Raw genomic sequence first — 21,754 nt, forward strand, 5'->3', positions numbered from 1 at the left:
TGTACTGCTTGTCTGGCATTGCCGTCAGGCTGGCTGCGCTTGCGTCTGGGTCTTGAACGTCAGTCCCTGTTCCTCTGCGCGTTCGGTGCCGAACAATTCGATGCCGGCGCGGATCAGTTCGGAACTGATGTCCAGCGCCCAGGCCGCGCCGACTGCCGCCAGCACGTTCTCGACCTGATAGGCGACTGCGCCGTTCTGCGTCAGCGGAATCGCATCCACCGAACTGACCTTGGTTTCCTGGCTGCCATGCGCCTGAATCACGGCGCCTTCGCGCAGGAACACCGCGCGCTTGCCTGCCTTCAGATGTTCGGCCAGCAATTCGGAATCCGGATCAAGACCGAAGAAGATCACTTCGCCGTCGCACAGCGAGGCCATGTCGGCCACCAGCGGGTCGTCGGCATTGAGCACGGCGACGCCGTCCGGCAGCACCACATCGACCTGAGTACGCTTGACCTTGGTCGCCATCTGTTCGGCGTTTTCGATGTAATACTCGGGCAGGCTGTCGTTGGGGTCGATGTTGGCGACCACGCCCACCTGGCAACGGTCGTAGGCCAGACCTTCGGACAGAATCGCGACGCTGCTGTTTTCAAACACGGCGGCTTCCACCGCACGGTTCAGCAGCACCCGATGCGCTGCCGCCCAGTTGGCGCGATTGCCGCGTTCGACCGGACGTTCGCCGAAATACAGGCCGTCGCCGCAAGCCAGACCGACGTGCTTGCCGCTCAGATGAATGATGCGCGCCACCAGACGTGCGATGGTGGTCTTGCCGTGGGTGCCGGTGATGCCGACGATAGGGATGCGGCCGTTTTCGCCTTCCTTGAACAGATTGGCGACGATGGCCTGGCCGACCGGACGCGGTTTGCCTTCCGACGGTTTCAGGTGCATCAGCAGACCGGGGCCGGCATTCACTTCAACGATGGCGCCGCGTTGTTCCGCCAGCGGCCTGGAGGCGTCTTCCATCACGATGTCGACGCCGGCGATGTCGAGGCCGACCACGCGCGCGGCCAGCGAGGCGGTGGCGGCCACGCTGGGGTGAACCAGATCGGTGATGTCGATTGCCACATTGCCGTTGCGCAGCAGCAGCACTTTCTTGCCGGCCGGCGGCACCGAGTCGGCGCTCAGACCCTGGCGTTCGAGTTCCAGACGTGCGGCCGGTTCGCGCTCAAGGATCACCGGGTTGAGCGGATGTTCTTCCAGATCGCCGCGACGCGGATCGGTATTCACTACGTCGATCAGCTGCTGCACGGTGGACTTGCCGTCGCCGATCACGAAAATCGGTTCGCCACGCGCAGCGGCGGCCAGCTTGCCGCCCACCACCAGCAGACGATGTTCATTGCCGCGCACGAAGCGTTCGACCAGCACGCTGCTGCCTTCTTCCAGCGCCGCCTTGTAGGCGGTTTCAACTTCGGCCTGGGTATTCAGATCGATGAACACGCCGCGGCCGTGATTGGCGTCGGAGGGCTTCACCACCACCGGCAGGCCGATGTCTTGTGCGGCATCCCAGGCATCGGCCGGGCTGTCGACCATGCGGCCTTCAGGGATAGGCACGCCACAGGATTCCAGCAATGTCTTGGTCAGATCCTTGTCGCGTGAAATGCTTTCGGCGATGGCGCTGGTCTGATCGGTTTCGGCGGTCCAGATGCGGCGTTGCTTGCAGCCGTGGCCGAGTTGCACCAGGTTGCCCTCGGATAAACGAATCGAAGGGATGCGGCGCTCGTCGGCGGCATCGACGATGCAGGCGGTGCTGGGGCCGAGGCACAGGGAATCGACCATGTCGCGCAACTCATCGAGCTTGGCTTCGACGTTGAAGGGCTTGTCTTCGATGGCCGCCATCACCAGTTCGCGGGCCGCATACAGTGCTGCGCGGGTCACGGTTTCATGCCGTGCGCGTACCACCACTTTGTAAATGCCCCGCACCGAGGTTTCACGCGCCTTGCCGAAACCGCCGGGCAGACCGGCCAGGTTTTGCAGCTCCAGCGTGACGTGTTCGAGGATGTGGCCAGGCCAGGTGCCTTCTTCCAGGCGCTTCAGAAAACCGCCGCGTTCGCCGTAGCTGCAGCGGTGCTCGACCAGCGACGGCAACCAGGTAGTCAGCCGTTCATTGAAGCCGGGCAGGGTATTGGATGGAAAGTCTTCCAGTTCGCCGATGTCGATCCAGACTTCGAGAGCAGACCGATAGGTCCAGATATTCGGGCCCTGCAGGGGCAGGAAGCGGAGGAATTCTATGTTTTTCATATCTGAAGGTAATGCTGGTTGCGCGTTGAACTTGTAATGAACACGTGACATGTCATTGCCGAACTGTTCTTGCCTTGCTGCCTGGCTACTTTTCTTGCATTTCTTCTTGCCGTGCGTGTTGCCCGTTATTCAATCTGATATTCCACCTGGGTGTTCAATTCTGCCGTGATGAAGGTGCGACAGAATTTTTCCGTCATCATTCCGTCAGAATAGCGCATGGCCTACTAACGTGTTGCCGGGCAATTGGTTTACTGGCGTGAATAAAAAGACAAGCGAAGCGGAAGATCGGGGTAGACCGGCTTGCCGCAGCTCAATAAAAACTGCTGCGGCAATGTTGCTGGATTTTAATGAAGCGAACTCCCGAACAGAAACTTGCAAGTTTTGCATCGGGCAGCGGATGAATTCATCTGAGTAGTATGTGGATGGCAGGTAGTGAGCGTTATTGTCGCAGACTGTCGCGGCTCGTGCAGTGAAATCGTCAATCGCGGCAAGCAAGCCTGCGGTGCAACTTGCGTCAGGGGTATGCGCAGGGCTCGCATGAGGGCGGGATCGGGAGTGATGCGACCTGAACCGCCCAGCAAGGCTTAGGCTCTGATCCCGGAAGTATTGTTCAGCCTTCGTGCACCGAATGGCTTGCCTTAGCGTTAAGCCTGCAAGTCCTGACATTGCAGTCAGACTCAGGTGCTGCCGCTGCGGGTGAAAAGCGTGAACGCGCAAGCCTTGAAATTGCTTGCTTGAAAGCAATGTCCGAATTTGCATCCGAATCATCGCCTGATTGAGCTCAAAAGCGCTGCGTTATAATCGCGCGCTGCGCAAATCCGCGCGTGGTTCGGACTGCGGTTTGTCTTCGACTGGACTGTGAATTTTTGTTTGACGCTCGCCTCGGGCTTATTGCTGCCTCTACATGACTATAGACTCCATTCCTTCCGCTACTGCCAGCTTGCCCGAACATTGGCAGTCGGAAATTTCCGCGCAACTAGCCGCTTCCGAAAAAATGGTCGCCTGGCTGGAGCTGGATCTCGATACCCAACTGCAATTCAAACGCTCGCTGCTGGTGGCGACCGAGTTGCGCTTGCTCTCCAGAAACTCCGACGGCGCCGGCTGGCAGGAATGGGCATATCGTCCGGACATCAGTCTCAAGCATCATGACCACGCCGGCGTCGGTACGCTGGAGCTGTGCGACGAGCAGGGCCGGCTGGCGCAATGGCGCTATACCCTGGCGCAGAATCCGCAGGCGCTGCGCCTGGTCAAACTGTTCGAGCAGCAGCGTGATGCGCAGGCCTCGGGCGTGATGCAGGAAGAGGACAGCGGCGACGTCTGCCCGCAATGCAAGGCGCCGATTCCTGAAGGTCAGGAAACCTGCGCTATCTGCCCTGAAGTGAAGGAGGCGCCGCCGTCCACCTGGGCGCTGTTTCGTCTCAGCCGTTTCGCGAAACCTTACAAGGGGTCCTTGCTGCTCGGTTTTCTGCTGACGCTGGCCTCGACTGCCGCCACGCTGGTGCCGCCCTACATGACGATGCCGCTGATGGACAACATCCTGATCCCATTCCAGAACGGCGCGCCCATCAATACCCATCTGGCCATGCTGTATCTGAGCGGTCTGCTGGCGTCGGCCTTGCTGGCCTGGGGGCTGGGCTGGGCGCGGACTTATATTCTGGCGCTGGTCAGTGAACGCATCGGCGCCGATCTGCGCACCACCACCTATGAACATCTGCTGCGCCTGTCGCAGGAATATTTCGGCGGCAAGCGCACCGGTGATCTGATGGCGCGCATCGGCTCAGAGACTGACCGCATCTGCGTGTTCCTCTCGCTGCATCTGCTGGATTTCGCCATCGATGTGCTGATGATCATCATGACCGCAGCCATCCTGATTTCGATCAACCCCTGGCTGGCGCTGGTGACCTTGCTGCCGCTGCCGTTCATCGCCTGGATGATTCACGTGGTGCGTGACCGTCTGCGTCATGGTTTCGAAAAGATCGACCGCATCTGGTCGGAAGTGACCAATGTGCTGGCCGACACCATTCCCGGCATCCGCGTGGTCAAGGCCTTCGCGCAGGAGAAGCGTGAGGTGGCGCGTTTTCGCGAAGCCAATCGCCACAATCTGGTGGTGAATGACCGCGTCAATAAAATCTGGTCGCTGTTCACGCCGACCGTCACGCTGCTGACCGAAATCGGTTTGCTGGTGGTGTGGGCCTTCGGCATCTGGCAGGTTTCCAACAATCAGATCACGGTGGGTGTGCTGACCGCGTTTCTGGCCTACATCAGCCGCTTCTACACGCGTCTGGATTCGATGAGCCGCATCGTGTCGGTGACGCAGAAGGCGGCGGCCGGCGCCAAGCGCATCTTCGATATTCTGGATCACGTTTCCAGCGTGCCGGAGCCGGCCAATCCGGTGCATATCGAGCATGTCAAGGGGGCGATTGAAGTCCGCAACATCGGTTTCCGTTATGGCAACCGCGCGGTGATCCGCAACATGAGTCTGTCGATTGCGCCGGGCGAAATGATCGGCCTGGTCGGCCACAGCGGTTCGGGCAAGAGCACCATGGTCAATCTGATCTGCCGCTTCTATGATGTGTCGGAAGGGGCGATCCGCATCGACGGCGTCGATATCCGCTCCATGCCGATTTCGGAATACCGCCGCAACATCGGTCTGGTGCTGCAGGAGCCGTTCCTGTTTTTCGGCACGATTGCCGAGAACATCGCCTACGGCAAGCCGGAAGCGACGCGCGAAGAGATTGTCGCTGCGGCACGCGCAGCCCATGCGCATGAATTCATTCTGCGTCTGCCGCAGGGGTATGACTCGCTGGTCGGCGAGCGCGGTCAGGCTTTGTCGGGCGGCGAGCGCCAGCGCATTTCGATTGCGCGCGCCTTGCTGATCGATCCACGGATTCTGATTCTGGATGAAGCGACTTCTTCGGTGGATACCACCACCGAGAAGGAAATCCAGAAGGCACTCGACAATCTGGTGCAGGGCCGGACCACGATTGCGATTGCGCACCGTCTGTCGACCCTGCGCAAGGCCGACCGGCTGGTGGTGCTGGATCGCGGCCAGGTGGTCGAGGTCGGTAATCACGAAGAGCTGATGGCGCGTGAAGGCCACTATTACAAGCTGTATCAGGCGCAGGCGCGCAACCCGGACGGCGATGCCGAAATCTCGGTCAGCGATGAAGAAAAGGGAGCATGAGCATGAGCCTCGCCAACACAAATACCAGCTTCAACAGTGTGCAAGCTGCTACCGGCCTTGCTTTCGAACTGCGCCGCAATGCGTTCGGCCGTCTGGTCTTCATCGATCTGGAGGGGCATGAATACGAGGGCGCGATTCCGGTGCGGTCCTTCCCGGTGAGCGCGCCCGATCAGGGCATTTCGGTGGTCAGCAGCGATGGCAGCGAACTGGCCTGGATCGATAAGCTGAGCGATCTGGCGCCGCATTTGCAGGCGATGATCGAAGAGGAACTGGCGAGCCGCGAGTTCATGCCGGAGATCCTGCGTATCGTCGGCGTCTCGACTTACGCTACGCCCAGCGAGTGGCAGGTTGAAACCAATCGCGGCGTCAGCACCTTCACGCTCAAGGGCGAAGAAGACATCCGTCGTCTGGCGCAGTCGGCGCTGCTGATTGCGGATACCCACGGCATCCAGTTTCTGATCCGCGACAGCAAGGCGCTGGACAAGCCGAGCCGCAAGATTCTGGATCGGTTTCTGTAACTGCTTGGGTTGGGTTGGCGTCGCAGGACTGGCGGCTTGCACTTTCGGAATGAGGTGCTTGCTGCCAATTCCGTGGTCAGCGCCAAGGGCCTGAGCATCTTCAAAACTGAATGCGGAGGGCGCTCAGGCTTGTCTGCCCAGCGCCTTCCGTGTTGCCTTAAAATTCTTCATCCGGCCGCAGATAACGCCACTGCCCGGTCGGCAAATCTCCCAGCTTGACGTTGCCGATGCGCACGCGCTTGAGGCCGATCACCTTCAGTCCCACCATGTCGCACATGCGGCGAATCTGACGCTTCTTGCCTTCGCGCAAGGTGAAGCTGAGCTGATCTTCATTCATCCAGAACACCTTGGCATGACGCAGCGGTTTGCCGTCCATGATCAGGCCGTGGTTGAGGCGCTTGAGTTCATGTTCGGGCAGGGTGCCGGGCTTGGAATACTTGACCCGCACCAGATATTCCTTTTCCACCGAAGAGTCTTCGCCGATCAGATGCTTGGCGACGCGGCCGTCCTGCGTCAGCACCAGCAGACCGACCGAGTCGATGTCCAGACGTCCGGCCGGCACCAGGCTGCGCAATTGTTTTGGGTGGAACTCGGTGTCGACCTGGTCTTCGCTCCAGCGCGATTCGGCATTGACCAGCACTACCGCCGGCTTGTAGCCGTCTTCGGCCTGGCCGCTGACAAAGCCCATGGGTTTGTTGATCAGGATGGTGACGCGCTTGGATTGCTCGGCGGCGGCCTGACGTTCGACCGTGACGCGCTGATGCGGCAGCACCTTGCTGCCGAGCACTGCCACTACCACGCCGTCGACCCGCACCCAGCCCTTTTCTATCCATTCGTCGGCTTCGCGGCGCGAGCACAGGCCGAGTTCGGACATGCGTTTGGAGAGGCGTACTGGTTCAGTCATGGCAGTGATTCGGTAATGTCGGTGAAGCCTGGTGAGGCAATGAAAAGAGGTCGGGGGCCGGCTGCATCGCATGCAGTCCGGCGCTCGTATTTTAATGGATGCGGTGATGATTATCGCCGCCGGCTTTTTTATCGTCGTGGCTTCAGATGCGCAAGGTCTTGAGCAGTTCGGTCTCCAGCATGATCTGATTGCGCGGTTTGTTGAGTGCGGCGCCATCGATCAGGAACACGTCTTCGACGCGCTCACCCAGCGTCATCACCTTCGCCGTGTGCAGGTTGATCTTGTATTTCGCCAGCACGTTCGAAATCGAATACAGGAGGCCGGCACGGTCATTGGCCGAGATCGACAGCAAATAATACTGGCCACGATCGTCCGGCCGCAGATCGACCGAAGGGTTGATCGGGAAGGTGCGCGACAGGCGCGACAGGCGCGCTTTCGAAGGCGACGGCAGGGGGCTGTCGGATTGCAGCAGCTCGCCGAGTTCATGCTCGATCAGGTTGATGATGTCGCGGTAATTCTTGGCAAAGATCGGGGCGCTGATCAGGAAGGCATCCAGCGCGTAGTTCTTTTGCGTGGTGTGAATCTTGGCGTCCAGAATGCTGAAGTTCTTGGCGTCGAAATAGCTGCAGATGCGCGCGAACAAATCAGGGCGGTCCTTGGTGTAGACCGCCACCTGCACGCCTTCGCCGATCGGCGCCAGGCGGCAGCGCACCAGCGGGATATCGCTGTCGATCTTGTCGTAGAAGCAGCGCGTCTGCCAGGCGATGTCGGAGGCGTCCGAGCGCAGGAAATAGGCGACGTCGAGCTGGCGCCAGAACTGTTCGTGCGCATCGGCCGGCAAACCATACAGGCGCAGCGTCTTGATGGCTTCCTGCTGGGTGTTCTTGAGTTCGCGGTCGGCCGATGGCGCCTCGCCGCCGAGCACGCGCAGGGTCATGCGATACAGGTCTTCCAGCAGCTTGCCTTTCCAGGCGTTCCAGACTTTCGGGCTGGTGCCGCGAATGTCGGCCACCGTCAGCAGGTACAACGCGGTGAGATGGCGTTCGTCCTTGACCGACTGCGCGAACTGCATGATCACGTCCGGATCCGACAAGTCCTGCTTCTGCGCCACGTGCGACATGCTCAGGTGATGTTCGACCAGGAACACCACCAGCTCGGTGTTCTCTTCCGACATGCCGTGCTGTACGCAGAACTGACGGGCATCGGCCATGCCGAGTTTGGAGTGGTCGCCGCCGCGGCCCTTGGCAATATCGTGGAACAACGCCGCCACGTAGAGAATCCAGGATTGCGCGAAGTTGGCCATCAACTGGCTGCAGAAAGGGTATTCGTGCGCGTGTTCGCTCATCGTGAAGCGGCGCACGTTGCGCACCACCATCAGGATGTGCTGATCGACCGTGTAGACGTGGAACAGGTCGTGCTGCATCTGGCCGACGATGTGGCGGAAGTTGGGCAGATAACGGCCGAGAATGCTCATCGCGTTCATGCGGCGCAGCGCATGGATCACGCCGCGCTTGCTCTGCAGGATCTGCATGAACAGCTTGTGATTGTCGGGATTGCGGCGGAAGGCGTTATCGATCTTGAAGCGCGCATGCCACAGCGCGCGCATGCTGCGGGCGGTCATGTTCTTCAGCTCGGAGTGCTGACACATCAGCAGGAACACTTCCAGCATCGCCGAGGGTGTGCTTTCGAAGGTGTCTTCCTGTGCAATGTCGATAAAGCCGTTGATATCGTTGAAGCGCTCGTTGATCGGCTTGGGCACGGTCTGCTGCGGGAACAGATGCGCTTCGATGTTCTGCAGCAGGATGGTATTGAGCTGGGTCACCGCCTTGGCCGCCCAGTAATAGCGCTGCATCAGGTATTCGCTGGCGCGCCGGGTATCGGTAGTCTTGAAGCCGAAGGTCTCGGCAATCGGCGTCTGGATGTCGAACACCAGACGGTCTTCGCGACGGTCGGTGTAAATGTGCAGACGGATGCGGATGTCCTTGAAGGCGCGTTCTTTCTGTCGCAGCTGGCGCGCTTCGGTATTGGTCAGCATGCCATGTTGCGCCAGCTTGCTCCAGGAGTCGCCGAGGCCGGCCGCCTGGGCTACCCACAGGATCACTTGCAGATCGCGCAGGCCGCCCGGGCTTTCCTTGCAATTGGGTTCCAGGCTGTAGGGCGTGTCTTCGAACTTGACGTGGCGCTGGCGCATTTCCAGGGTCTTGGCCTGGAAGAAGGCGAGCGGGTCGAGCGCGGCGTGATAGCGTTCCTGCAAGTCCTTGAACAGGCTGCGGCTGCCGGTGATCAGGCGCGCTTCCAGCAGGCTGGTCTGCACCGTGATGTCGGCCGCCGATTCGCTCATGCATTCGTCCACGGTACGGATGCTGTGGCCGATTTCCAGCCCCATGTCCCAGAACACCTGCACCAGCTTTTCCAGCTTGGCCTGCAGCGCAGCGTCCGGCGCATGCTCCAGCAGGATCAGCACATCCACATCCGAATGCGGGAACAGCTCGCCGCGGCCGTAGCCGCCGACCGCCACCAGCGCATTGCCGTCTGGCATTTGAAAATTGTTCCAGGCTTCGGTCAGCGCGGCATCCACGTTGCGCCGCAATTGGATCAGCAAGTGCTCCGGTTTGCCATCGGCCTGAAAGACTTCAATCGCCTGCTGGCGGGCGGCTTTCAATTGTTTTTTGAGCGTGATGGCGAAGGTCGGCATCTGGAGTCTGCAATCGGTAGGAGCGGGTGGTTGAATGGAAGGGCAGCGAATATATGCCACATTGCCAGACCGGAGACGCAGGCAAAGCAAAGAATATGCCCTGAATCGCATTGTTTGCTGTGCGATTCAGGGGGTGTGTCAGTCTGCTTCGACCAGTTCAGCAGGTTTGACTGGCTGGAGCGTTGATGCGGGCGTAAGCCCTCCCGGCATCAGGCAGCTGCAGTCGCGGCCTGATTCTGGATGAAGGCCGGCGGCGCCGGCATGCCGGCAGAGGCAGTCAGGATTTCGAAGCCGGTTTCGGTCACGAGTACAGTGTGTTCCCATTGCGCCGACAGGCTGCGATCCTTGGTCTTGATGGTCCAGCCATCGCCCATTTCACGGATTTCGCGACGGCCGGCATTGATCATCGGTTCCACCGTGAAAATCATGCCGGCCGCCAGTTTTTCCAGCGTGCCCGGGCGGCCGTAGTGCAGCACTTGCGGCTCTTCGTGGAAGACCTTGCCGATGCCGTGACCGCAGAATTCGCGCACCACGCTGTAGCCTGCCTTTTCCGCGTGCTGCTGAATGGCATGGCCGATATCGCCCAGATGTGCACCGGGTTTGATCTTGGCAATGCCCAGCCACATGCATTCGTAAGTGATCTCGGTCAGGCGACGCGCCAGGATGGATGGTTCACCGATAAAGTACATGCGACTGTTGTCGCCGTGATAACCATTCTTGATGACGGTGATGTCCAGATTCAGCACATCGCCGTTTTTCATCACCTTGTCGCCCGGAATGCCGTGGCAGATCACATCATTAAGCGAGGTGCAGGTTGCCTTGGGGTAAGGCGTGTAGCCTGGCGGGCAGTAATTCAGCGGGGCCGGGATGGTGCCTTGTACATTTGTCATGTATTCATGGCACAGGCGATCTACTTCGCCGGTGGTGACGCCGGGTTTGATGAAGGGCGTGATGTAATCGAGCACTTCCGCCGCCAGGCGGCCGGCAACGCGCATGCCTTCGATGTCTTCGGCGGTCTTGATGGAGATGGAGCCCATATTTCTTGATTGTTCGCAAAATTCGTCAAGTGAGAATTATAGACGAGCAGGGTCTTTTCTGTTGTTTGCGGAAGTTTTTCGATTCGGCGGATATGCGGCCAGTTTTGGCGGGGTGGCGATGGATCAGGCTGATGGGCGTCGCCTCGCTTGAATTTGAGAGGACGGGCGAATGAAAAAGCAAAGGAAGTCGTGCTTGAACGAATTGCTCGGATCGAGTAGAATGCTCGGCTAACCTGAATCGAGAAGGTTGAAGTCCAGATTTGCGAGCTATGTTATGTGGCTTTTTGCAGTTCCGGGCTTGGTTTCAAGGGTGTGTCGCAAGGCAGGCCAGGGAAGCCGAATCGATATTTTATAGCAGTCATTGAAACGCGAATCCGTTCGCAAAAGGGTGTCGGGCCAAGCATGGGCCGGATTACCGAGCGGATTCCAGACCTAACCCTGGAGAGAATTATGTCCGTAACTATGCGCGAAATGCTGGAAGCCGGTGTCCACTTCGGTCACCAAACCCGCTTCTGGAACCCAAAGATGGCCCCGTTTATCTTCGGTCATCGCAACAAAATTCACATCGTCAATCTGGAAAAGACCCTGGGCATGTACCAGGAGGCGCTGAAGTATGTGCGTCAACTGTCGTCCAACCGCGGCAATATCCTGTTTGTCGGTACCAAGCGTCAGGCGCGTGAAATCGTCGCCGGCGAAGCACAACGCGCAGGCGTTCCTTTCGTCGACCAGCGCTGGTTGGGCGGCATGCTGACCAACTTCAAGACCATCAAGACATCGATCAAGCGTCTGAAAGACATGGAAGCGTCGATCGAAGACGGTTCGGTTGAAAAGCTGAGCAAGAAAGAAGCCCTGCTGTTCAGCCGCGAGCTGGAAAAGCTGCAAAAGGCAATCGGCGGTATCAAGGATATGGGCGGCATTCCTGACGCAATCTTTGTGATCGACGTCGGCTACCACAAGGGCGCCATCACTGAAGCCGCCAAGCTGGGCATCCCGGTTATCGGCGTGGTTGATACCAATCACTCGCCAGAAGGCGTGACTTACGTGATCCCTGGTAACGATGACTCGGCCAAGGCAATCGCTCTGTACGCACGCGGTGTGGCTGATGCGGTTCTGGAAGGTCGTGCCAATGCCGTGAACGAAGTGGTCGAAGCCGTCAAGAACGGTGGCGACGAATTCGTTGAGGTCAGCGAGCAGGCTTAATTTCAGCCTTTGCCGGTGAAGTTGAAAAAGGGGTGACAGCGGAACAGGCGCAGTTGGCCCCTTTTTTTTGAGTAAATTTGTTCGAATTTCGGATGTTTCGCGGTCTGCGCGGGACGTCCTCTAGTTAGGAGATGGATATGGCGGCAATTACCGCAGCACTGGTTGGTGAACTGCGCGCGAAGACCGACGCGCCGATGATGGAATGCAAGAAGGCACTGACCGAAGCCGAAGGCGACATGGTCCGCGCTGAAGAAATCCTGCGCGTCAAGCTGGGCAGCAAGGCCTCCAAGGCTTCGTCCCGCGTGACTGCTGAAGGCGTTGTGTCGGCGTTCATCGCCGGCGGCGTTGGCGCTCTGGTTGAAGTCAACTGCGAAACCGACTTCGTGACCAAGAACGATGAGTTCATCGCTTTTGCCAATGCAATCGCCAAGCTGGTGGCTGAAAACAATCCGGCCGATCTGGCTGCTGTCGCTGCCTTGCCGCTGAACGGCAAGACCGTTGAAGAAACCCGCACCGAACTGATCGGCCGTATCGGCGAAAACATGTCGGTGCGCCGTTTCCAGCGCTTTGAAACCACCGGCAAGCTGGTTTCCTACCTGCACGGTACACGTATCGGCGTCGTGGTCGAATTCGACGGTGCTGACGAACAAGTCGGCAAGGATGTCGCGATGCATATCGCTGCGATGAAGCCGGTTGCGCTGTCGTCCGAGCAAGTGCCTGCCGATCTGATCGAAAAAGAGCGTTCGGTGGCAACACTGAAAGCTGCTGAATCGGGCAAGCCGGCTGACATCGTCGCCAAGATGGTGGACGGTTCGGTGCAGAAGTTCCTGAAGGAAGTCTCGCTGTTCAATCAGGCTTTTGTGAAGAACGACAAGCAAAGCGTGGAACAGATGCTGAAGGCGACCAATACCAGCGTGAAGTCGTTCGTCATGTTTGTGGTGGGTGAAGGCATTGAGAAGAAGCAGGATGACTTTGCTGCTGAAGTGGCGGCGCAAGTGGCTGCTGCGAAACAGGCACAGTAAGAGTTGAAATGAAAAGCGGGCCGAGAGGCCCGTTTTTTTAAGTCCTTCGGAACTTTCGCGAGGATTTTCATCTATTGGAATGCCCATGGCTAGCAGCAAGGCTTGGTGTGTTCTGACGGATGTGCAAGCAGGCGCCGTAGCATAGAATACGACCGTTGCTCGCAGTTTTTCGGTATCGCATTGGCGCATGCGTCGAGCCGGAATCAGCTGTGACGCGGGATACAAGTTAAATCGGATAGATACGGAGCCCAGCAAATGACAACACCTGCCTACAAGCGCGTACTCCTTAAACTTTCCGGCGAAGCGCTGATGGGCGACGATGCCTACGGCATCAATCGCGCGACCATCGAACGGATGGTGGCGGATGTGGCAGAAATCAGCAATCTCGGCGTGGAACTGGCGATCGTGATCGGCGGCGGCAATATTTTCCGCGGCGTGGCGCCAGGCGCGCAAGGCATGGATCGCGCGACAGCCGATTACATGGGCATGCTGGCCACGGTGATGAATTCGCTGGCACTGGCCGATGCCATGCGTCAGGGTGGCATGACCGCCCGCGTGATGTCGGCAATCGCCATCGAACAGGTGGTCGAACCTTACGTCCGCCCCAAGGCCCTGCAATATCTGGAAGAAGGAAAAGTCGTGGTGTTCGCCGCCGGTACCGGCAACCCGTTTTTCACGACTGATACCGCCGCCGCGCTGCGCGGCTCGGAAATTGGTGCGCAGATCGTGCTGAAAGCCACCAAGGTCGACGGCGTCTATACCGCCGATCCAAAGAAAGACCCAACCGCAACTCGCTATACTTCGATTTCTTTCGATGAGGCGATTGCCAAGCATCTGCAAGTCATGGATGCTACAGCTTTTGCGTTGTGCCGGGACCAGAAGCTGCCGATCAAGGTGTTTTCCATCATCAAGCCGGGTGCGCTCAAGCGCGTCATCATGGGCGAAGACGAAGGCACGCTGGTACACGTCTGATTTGTCGCCCGAGTTTAAAACGCATCAAGGAAGCGTCGCGGCGCATAATGTCGCCGTTTTCCGCGTTGTATTACTTTAAGTAACGTTATTGCAATAATTGCATCAATTAGGAGAGCAGCATGAGTGTCGCTGACGTCAAAAAAAACAGTGAACAGAAAATGAGCAAGTCGATCGAGCAGCTGAAGGCCAATCTGGCCAAGGTTCGCACGGGTCGCGCTCACACCGGCATTCTGGATCAGGTCATGGTGGACTATTACGGTTCGCCGACAAATTTGTCGCAGGTCGCCAACCTGACGCTGATCGACGCCCGTACCATCGGCGTGCAGCCGTATGAAAAGAAAATGCTGGCGGCGGTTGAAAAGGCCATCCGCGAAGCGGATCTGGGCCTGAATCCGGCCTCGCATGGCGAACTGATCCGTGTGCCGATGCCGCCACTGACCGAAGAGCGCCGCAAGGAAATGGTCAAGCTGGTCAAGAACGAAGCGGAAGATGCCAAGATCGCCGTGCGCAACGTGCGCCGTGACGGCAATGAATCGCTCAAGAAGCTGGTCAAGGACAAGGTTTGTTCGGAAGATGACGAGCGCCGCGGCCAGGACGACATTCAGAAGCTGACTGACAAGTTCGTCGCTGAAATCGACAAGCTGGTCGGCGACAAGGAAAAGGAAGTGATGACCGTGTAGTGCTGGTCGCCAGCGGCAGCGCCCCCAGTCTGGCGGTCGCAGCCCTACATCCAGGCCGGCGTTCGATCCGGCCTGTTTCAGGTTGCAGGCCGATGGGGGACACAAGAGCCTGAAACCCGACTCCACAAAAAGCCGCTTTTTTTCGTGCCGATAAGGCCGTAGAATCAAGCGCTTTACCGCTGGCAGCTGTTGATGCCTTGGATTGCATTGCATCGATGAGCCAGGTATCGGTGAGAGTCAAAGAAGAATGCTTCCGGATTTTTGACGGGAATTGGCAGTGATATGCGCGCTGATCCCCGATATTCCGTGAATTGGCAGATAAGTCCGGCTTGAGCGGGACCAATATTATTAGTGTAAGTAAGACATCTTCATGAAGCATCAAAGCTCAACTCTGGCGGTACCGGAAATTTCTGCGGTGCCGCGCCATGTTGCCATCATCATGGATGGCAACGGACGTTGGGCGACCAAACGCTTTTTGCCGCGCGTGGCGGGGCATGCCAAGGGCGTTGATGCCGTGCGCAGCATCGTTGAAGCTTGCGCGGTGCGCGGTATCGAGTTCCTGACCTTGTTTGCGTTCAGCTCCGAAAACTGGCGCCGTCCGGCCGATGAGGTGTCGGTGCTGATGCGCTTGTTCATGACGGTGCTGGAGCGCGAAGTTGATCGCATGGATGCCAATGGTATCCGCCTCAAGATCGTCGGCGACATGAGCCGTTTCGATGCCAAGCTGCAGGAAATGGCGCTCAAGGCGGAGCAGCGCACGGCAGCAAACACGCGCCTGACGCTGACGGTATGCGCCAACTACGGCGGCCGCTGGGACATCATGCAGGCGGTCGGCAAGATGGTGCGCGAACAGCCGGACGCGACCGATTTCTCCGAAGATCAGCTGCAGCCTTATCTCTCCATGGCGTATGCGCCTGAGCCCGATCTGTTTATCCGCACCGGCGGCGAGCAGCGCATCTCCAACTTCTTGCTGTGGCAACTGGCCTACAGCGAACTCTATTTCACAGAGACCTTCTGGCCTGATTTCGACGCTGCAGCGCTGGATCTCGCGATTGAATCCTATCGCCAGCGCGAGCGCCGCTTCGGTCGTACCAGCGCCCAGGTGCTCAATCAGAAAAAGGCTTCCTGATGTTAAAAACGCGTGTCATCACGGCGTTGATTCTGTTGGCAATCCTGTTGCCTATTCTTTATTTCGATTTCTTCCCGGCGTTTGCTGCGGTGTCGGTGGTGTTTTTTGCCGCTGCCGCCTGGGAATGCTTCCGTCTCTTCAAAAGCCCGCGTCCGATAGTCTGGGCGGTGGTGTGGACGCTGATTTTCAGCGTCATCCTCTTCATTACCGGCTTGCCCGGCGTGCGATCGCTGTATGCAGTCTGCGTGGCGTTGTGGGCGCTGCGTTTCGTGCCGGCACTGCGGGTCGGACTGCCGTCGCCGGAGGCGGTCTCCAATCGTCTGCTGAACGGCACTTACATGCTGTCGATTCTGGGCTGCTTCGTCGCCATCGTCGATCTGTTTCAGCGTGCGCCTCTGTATCTGCTCTCGGTGATGGCGGTGGTGTGGGTGGCGGATATCGGCGCCTACTTCTCCGGCAAGGGCTTCGGCCGTCACAAGCTGGCGCCCAGTATTTCTCCGGGTAAATCCTGGGAAGGCGCCATTGGCGGCTGGCTGGCGGTGCTGGTCATTTCCGCCGCTGTGGTCATGTGCTCCGTGCTGGGTGAAACCTTCCAATTCAAACTGTACAGCCGCTGGGGCTGGCTGGGTTTCATTGGCGTGACGACCTTGCTGGTCGCCGCCAGCGTGGTCGGCGACCTGTTTGAGTCGCAACTGAAGCGGCGCGCGGGCTTCAAGGATAGCAGCAATCTGCTGCCTGGGCACGGCGGTGTGCTGGACCGTATCGATGCCCTGATCCCGGTGTTGCCGCTGGCGGCGCTGTTCGATCTGTGGCTGATGGCGGCCTGAGCCTGAAGCCGGCAGCGGCAGTATGCCTGCCGCCTCAGTTGCTGTGTTACACGCGATCTCTGGAAATTTCATGCAGTCAATAAGCATTCTTGGTTCAACCGGTTCTATTGGCGTGTCGACGCTCGACGTGGTGGCACGCCATCCGGATCGCTATCGCGTCTATGCCCTGAGCGCCCACTCGCGGGTAGATGAGCTGGCGGCGCAATGTGCCCAATTCAGGCCTGAGGTGGCTGTGGTCGGTTCGGCCGCCGCCGCGCAGCAACTGCAAAAGTTGCTGCAGGAGCGCGGCTTGCGTATTGAAGTCACCTATGGTGAACAAGCCTTGTGCCGCATCGCCGATGCTGAGCGCTGCGATATCGTGATGGCCGCCATCGTCGGCGCCGCGGGCCTGGCGTCTACGTTGGCTGCGGCCCGTGCCGGCAAGAAAATTCTGCTGGCCAACAAGGAGGCGCTGGTGATTTCCGGCCAGTTGCTGATGGATGCGGTGGCCCGGCATGGCGCTACGCTGCTGCCTATCGACAGCGAACACAACGCGATTTTCCAATGCCTGCCGCATGACTTCACCCGCTCGCTGCCGCAGCATGGCATCGACCGCATTCTGCTGACTGCGTCGGGAGGTCCCTTCCTCACGCGTGAAGTGGCATCGCTGGACGATGTCACGCCTGAAGAGGCAGTGGCGCATCCGAAGTGGGTGATGGGGCGCAAGATTTCTGTCGATTCAGCCACCATGATGAACAAGGGGCTGGAGGTGATCGAGGCGCATTGGCTGTTTGGTGCGCCGGCCGATCAGATCGAGGTCGTGATCCATCCGCAGAGCGTGATTCATTCCATGGTCTCGTATGTGGACGGCTCGGTGCTGGCGCAACTGGGTAACCCGGACATGCGCACGCCGATCGCCAATGCGCTGGCTTACCCTGATCGCATCGCCTCGGGCGTCGCGCCGCTGAATCTGGCGCAGATTGCCCAACTGTCGTTCACCCAGCCCGACCTGCAGCGCTTTCCCTGTCTGAAACTGGCGTATGATGCTCTGCGCGCCGGCGGATCGCTGGCCGCCATTCTCAATGCCGCCAACGAAGTTGCAGTGCAGGCATTCCTCGAACGCAAGATAGGCTTCCGCATGATCGACCAACTCATCGCACGCGTGATGGATGCCATCCCGTATGGCGCCGTCAGCGACATCGAGACTCTGCTTGAGCAGGACGGCATCGCCCGCGCCAAGGCCGAGGCGCTGATCGCATCATGACGCTGATCCATACGCTGCTGGCGTTTTTCGTCGCACTCGGTTCGCTGGTGGTGGTGCACGAACTGGGACATTACCTTGTCGCGCGCTGGTGCGGCGTCAAGGTGCTGCGCTTTTCGGTGGGCATGGGCCGCGTCATCTATTCGCGCCGCTTTGGCCGCGATCAGACCGAGTGGGCGCTGTCGATCCTGCCGCTGGGCGGTTACGTCAAGATGCTGGACGCGCGCGAGCAGGATATCAATGACATGCGCCCGGAAGATCTGAAGCGCGAGTTCACGCGGCAGTCGGTCTGGCGTCGCATCGCCATTGTGGCCGCCGGCCCGGCTGCCAATTTCATTCTCGCCATTCTGCTGTTTGCCGGACTTTACATGCACGGCATTCCCGAGCCGATTGCCAAGCTGCGCGCAGCGGCCAGCGATACCGTTGCCTATCAGGCAGGTTTGCGCGGCGGCGAACTGATCACGGCGATCAATGGTGAGCCGGTGCATGTGTGGTCTGATGTGCGCTGGCAATTGATGCAGCCGGCACTGGAAAAGGCAAGGGTTCGCATCGACGTCGAGCGTCCGGCGCCTGCTTCGGGCGGCAAGCTGCTCGACACGGTCAGCATTCCATTGGCCTCGCTGAACGCCGAAGATCTGGAAGGTGATTTTGTCGCCAAGCTGGGCCTGGCGCTGGCGCGTCCGCCGGCCATTCTGGGCAAGATCATGGATGGCCCGGCGCAGCAGGCCGGCCTGCAGACCGGCGACCTGATCCAGCGCATCAATGGCGCGGCGGTCAGCGATGGTCTGGCCTTCGTCGAGAAGGTGAGGGCGTCCGCCGGTCAGACTTTGAAGCTGGAAGGTTTGCGCGGGCAGCAGCCGTTCACCGCCGACGTGACTCCGGACAGCGTTACCGACAACGGCCAGACCATTGGCCGCATCAAGGTTGAAGTGCCGCTGGCGCCGGAAATGGCGCTGGCCAGCGATCCGCCGCTGACCGCATTGCAAAAGGGTGCAAAGCGTACCTGGGATACCAGCATTCTGACCTTTAAAATGATCGGCAAAATGATCGTCGGTCAGGTCTCTCTGAAGAACATTACCGGCCCGATCACCATTGCCGACTACGCGGGGCAGACGGCGCGCGTGGGACTGGTCAGTTATCTCAGCTTCATCGCCTTCATCAGCATTAGTCTGGGTGTGATGAATCTCTTGCCGATCCCGGTTTTAGATGGCGGTCATTTGCTGTATTATTCGCTGGAGATTTTGACCGGGCGTCCCGTTTCAGAGCGTTTTGGGGAGATTGCTCAGCGTGCCGGCTTTGGAATTTTGATGACATTGATGCTTGTTGCCGCGTTCAACGACATCGTGCGTCTGATGTTTTAGATAGATCCGGCCTGATTGCCGCAAGCGTGTGCAGATGAACGATCTGCGCAGCCAGCGGCAGCAACGACCGGATTTTTACATTTTGCCGACTTCAGGTGGCTGTTGTTAAGCAATTGTCAATTGGCGCTGCGCCAGTTCGCTATTGCCTGCCGATAGCTATGCGGGGTTTTTCCGCTCAGGTGGAACATCCGGGCCTTCTCGGCTCATTTCGGCTATTTCGCAGCAGAAACATTGTTCATACACGATAGATGAAATTACATTCTTCGCAATTCCCTATCCCGACCCTTCCGACATTTTCCCGTCGTCTGATCGCTGCCGCCGCGTTTGCACTGTGCTCCAGTCAAGCCATGGCGGTACAGCCGTTTGTGGTCAAGGATATCCGCGTCGAAGGCATTCAGCGCACCGAGGCCGGCACGGTATTCAGTTACCTGCCGGTGCGCGTCGGCGATACCTTCACCGATGAAAAAGGCACGGCCGCGATCAAGGCCTTGTATGCGACCGGTTTCTTCAAGGACGTACGGATCGAGTCTGAAAACGACGTGCTGGTGGTGCAGGTGGAAGAACGTCCGGCGATCGCCAGCGTCGACTTCACCGGCATCAAGGAATTCGACAAAGAGCAACTGACCAAGGCGCTGAAGGAAATCGGCGTCGGCGAATCGCGTATTTTCGACCGCTCGCAAGTCGATCGCGCCGAGCAGGAACTGAAGCGTCAGTATCTGTCGCGCGGCCTGTACGGCGCCAAGGTCACCACCACCGTGACACCAATCGAACGCAATCGCGTGGCGATCACGTTTGCGGTGGATGAGGGCGAAGTGTCCCGCATCAAGCAAATCAATATCGTCGGCAACAAGGCGTTTTCCGACGGCACCCTGCGCGATCAGCTGAAGCTGACCACGCCGGGCTGGTTCACCTGGTACACCAAGGCCGACCAGTATTCCAAGCAAAAGCTGTCGGGTGACATCGAAAGCCTGCGATCCTACTATCTGGATCGCGGCTATCTGGAAATGCAGGTCGAATCGACTCAGGTTTCCATCACGCCGGACAAGAAGGACATCTACATCACCATCAACGTCAACGAAGGCGACAAGTACACCGTCTCCGACGTCAAGCTTGAAGGTGAAATGTTCGGCATGGATCAGGAACTGGCTTCGCTGATTCAGCTGAAGAAGGGCGAGATCTACTCAGGTTCCAAGCTGACCGACAGCACCAAGAAGATCGGTGAGCGTCTGGGCAACTTCGGTTACGCCTTCGCCAACGTCAACGCCAATCCGAACGTCAATCGCGAGAAGAAGGAAGTTGCCTTCACCATCATGATCGATCCGGGCAAGCGCGTGTATGTGCGTCGCGTGAACGTGGCCGGCAATACCAAGACGCGCGATGAAGTCATCCGCCGCGAATTCCGTCAGTTCGAAGATTCCTGGTATGACGGCGAGAAGATCAAGCTGTCGCGCGACCGCGTCGACCGCCTGGGTTACTTCAAGGAGGTCACAGTCGAGACGCCTGAAGTGGCGGGCACCGCCGATCAGGTGGACGTCAACATGAAGGTGGAAGAAAAGCCGACCGGCAACATCATGCTGGGCGCCGGCTTCTCGCAATCCGACAAGCTCAGCCTGACCGGTTCGATTTCGCAGGAAAACGCTTTCGGCAGCGGCAACACCGTCGGTATCGAAGTCAACACCAGCTCGCGCTATCGTACGATTTCCGTTTCGCAGACCAATCCCTACTTCACGGATGACGGCATCAGCCGCACCTACGAAGTCTATCTGCGCACGATCCGTCCTTCGACTTATGCCACCGGTGACTACCGCGTGCGTACGCTGGGCGGCAGCGTCAAGTTCGGTATCCCGTTCTCGGAACTGGATCGCGTGTTCTTCGGTATCGGTATCGAAAACACCAATGTCAGTACCGATCTGACCAGTCCGACGCTGTATCGCCAGTATGTCCGTGACTTCGGTAATGCGGGAGCAGCAGGTTGCGCCGTGACCGACGTGTCCAGCAATGCAAGCTGCGGTATCGGCAGTGCCAGCACCCTCAGCTTCCCGCTGACCGTGGCCTGGCAGCGTGACGGCCGTGACAGTGCGCTAGTTCCGACTCAAGGCCGCTATCAGCGCGCCAACCTGGAAGTGTCGGCAATTGGTTCGCTGCGTTACTATCGCGCCAGCTATCAGCACCAGTACTTCCAGCCCATGTTCAGCAAGGCTGTGACGCTGGCACTGAACGGTGAACTGGATTATGGCCGTGGTATCGGCAGCAAGCCGTATCCTGTGTTCAAGAACTACTACGCCGGCGGTATCGGCACCGTGCGCGGCTACGAAGCTTCGTCGCTGGGCGGTCTGAAAGACCAGTACGGCGATTCGATGGGTGGCGCATCTCGCGTGTACGGCAATGCAGAGTTACAATTCCCGTTCCCGGGTTCGGGCCAGGATCGTACCCTGCGCTGGTTTACCTTCTTCGACGGCGGTAACGTCTTCGCTGACGGTCAGAACATCAAGTTCAACGACCTGCGCTATTCGGCCGGTATCGGTATCAGCTGGGTGTCGCCTATCGGCCCTCTGAAGCTGAGTTACGGTAAGCCATTGAACTTGAAGGACGGAGACAAATCTCAGAACTTCCAGTTCCAGTTGGGAACCGGTTTCTAAGTTGTTCTGACTGAACGCTTTCAAGTGAATAATCAGGCCGCCTAGTGCGGTCAAGAGCAAAAAATTTTGCAATACGGAGAGTAACCTTGAAGTTTCTTACCAAATCGTTTT

Annotated in this window: 15 protein-coding genes; 11 read left to right on the forward strand and 4 right to left on the reverse strand. The window is 58.7% G+C overall.

Translation table 11 applies throughout. The features are described 5' to 3' along the window. Window positions 1–24: 24 nt before the first annotated feature. Window positions 25–2,235 (reverse strand): cyanophycin synthetase, encoded by a 2,211-nt coding sequence (locus tag PQR62_RS12610; RefSeq protein ID WP_408158295.1) that lies wholly within the window; start codon window positions 2,233–2,235, stop codon window positions 25–27. 904 nt (window positions 2,236–3,139) lie between these two features. On the opposite strand from PQR62_RS12610, the gene PQR62_RS12615 reads away from it, so the two are divergent. Beyond that, a complete protein-coding gene (locus tag PQR62_RS12615) occupies window positions 3,140–5,419 on the forward strand; it encodes a cyanophycin metabolism-associated ABC transporter (RefSeq protein ID WP_408158296.1) in 2,280 nt (759 codons plus the stop codon). 2 nt (window positions 5,420–5,421) lie between these two features. After that, complete coding sequence (locus PQR62_RS12620) at window positions 5,422–5,937, forward strand: cyanophycin metabolism-associated DUF1854 family protein (RefSeq protein ID WP_408158544.1); 516 nt, start codon at window positions 5,422–5,424, stop codon at window positions 5,935–5,937. 157 nt (window positions 5,938–6,094) lie between these two features. Here PQR62_RS12620 and PQR62_RS12625 read toward each other — a convergent pair whose 3' ends face one another. The 3 genes from PQR62_RS12625 to map form a co-directional block, all read right to left on the reverse strand. Further along, the gene (locus PQR62_RS12625; RefSeq protein WP_408158297.1) at window positions 6,095–6,841 is read right to left on the reverse strand and encodes a pseudouridine synthase; all 747 of its coding nucleotides are present in this window, start codon (window positions 6,839–6,841) and stop codon (window positions 6,095–6,097) included. A 142-nt stretch (window positions 6,842–6,983) separates the two neighbouring features. After that, entirely contained in the window at window positions 6,984–9,536 is a 2,553-nt protein-coding gene (locus tag PQR62_RS12630; RefSeq protein WP_408158298.1) for a [protein-PII] uridylyltransferase, read from the reverse strand. 209 nt (window positions 9,537–9,745) lie between these two features. Then, on the reverse strand, window positions 9,746–10,573 hold the full coding sequence (map, locus tag PQR62_RS12635) for a type I methionyl aminopeptidase (RefSeq protein WP_408158299.1): 828 nt from the start codon (window positions 10,571–10,573) through the stop codon (window positions 9,746–9,748). 450 nt (window positions 10,574–11,023) lie between these two features. On the opposite strand from map, the gene rpsB reads away from it, so the two are divergent. The 9 genes from rpsB to bamA all read left to right on the forward strand — a co-directional run bounded on the left by rpsB (window position 11,024) and on the right by bamA (window position 21,643). After that, window positions 11,024–11,773, forward strand: coding sequence for a 30S ribosomal protein S2 (rpsB, locus tag PQR62_RS12640; RefSeq protein WP_408158300.1), 750 nt, complete (start codon window positions 11,024–11,026; stop codon window positions 11,771–11,773). Window positions 11,774–11,910: 137 nt separating this feature from the next. After that, window positions 11,911–12,795, forward strand: a complete 885-nt coding sequence (gene tsf, locus PQR62_RS12645; RefSeq protein ID WP_408158301.1) for a translation elongation factor Ts — start codon at window positions 11,911–11,913, stop codon at window positions 12,793–12,795. Window positions 12,796–13,050: 255 nt separating this feature from the next. Next, complete coding sequence (pyrH, locus tag PQR62_RS12650) at window positions 13,051–13,767, forward strand: UMP kinase (protein WP_408158302.1); 717 nt, start codon at window positions 13,051–13,053, stop codon at window positions 13,765–13,767. A gap of 119 nt (window positions 13,768–13,886) precedes the next feature. Further along, complete coding sequence (gene frr / locus PQR62_RS12655) at window positions 13,887–14,447, forward strand: ribosome recycling factor (RefSeq protein WP_408158303.1); 561 nt, start codon at window positions 13,887–13,889, stop codon at window positions 14,445–14,447. A gap of 370 nt (window positions 14,448–14,817) precedes the next feature. Then, complete coding sequence (uppS, locus tag PQR62_RS12660) at window positions 14,818–15,576, forward strand: polyprenyl diphosphate synthase (RefSeq protein WP_408158304.1); 759 nt, start codon at window positions 14,818–14,820, stop codon at window positions 15,574–15,576. Then, a complete protein-coding gene (locus PQR62_RS12665; protein ID WP_408158305.1) occupies window positions 15,576–16,403 on the forward strand; it encodes a phosphatidate cytidylyltransferase in 828 nt (275 codons plus the stop codon). Before uppS ends, PQR62_RS12665 begins: the two co-directional genes overlap by 1 nt. A 70-nt stretch (window positions 16,404–16,473) precedes the next feature. Next, on the forward strand, window positions 16,474–17,646 hold the full coding sequence (ispC, locus tag PQR62_RS12670; protein WP_408158306.1) for a 1-deoxy-D-xylulose-5-phosphate reductoisomerase: 1,173 nt from the start codon (window positions 16,474–16,476) through the stop codon (window positions 17,644–17,646). Continuing rightward, window positions 17,643–19,004: an RIP metalloprotease RseP gene (gene rseP, locus PQR62_RS12675; RefSeq protein WP_408158307.1), complete on the forward strand. Its 1,362-nt coding sequence runs from the start codon at window positions 17,643–17,645 to the stop codon at window positions 19,002–19,004. The genes ispC and rseP overlap by 4 nt, the downstream gene beginning before the upstream one ends. A gap of 248 nt (window positions 19,005–19,252) precedes the next feature. Further along, a complete protein-coding gene (bamA, locus tag PQR62_RS12680; RefSeq protein ID WP_408158308.1) occupies window positions 19,253–21,643 on the forward strand; it encodes an outer membrane protein assembly factor BamA in 2,391 nt (796 codons plus the stop codon). Window positions 21,644–21,754 lie beyond the last annotated feature (111 nt).

The sequence above is a fragment of the Herbaspirillum lusitanum genome (assembly GCF_046025995.1).
Classification (GTDB): Bacteria; Pseudomonadota; Gammaproteobacteria; order Burkholderiales; family Burkholderiaceae_D; genus Herbaspirillum; species Herbaspirillum lusitanum_A.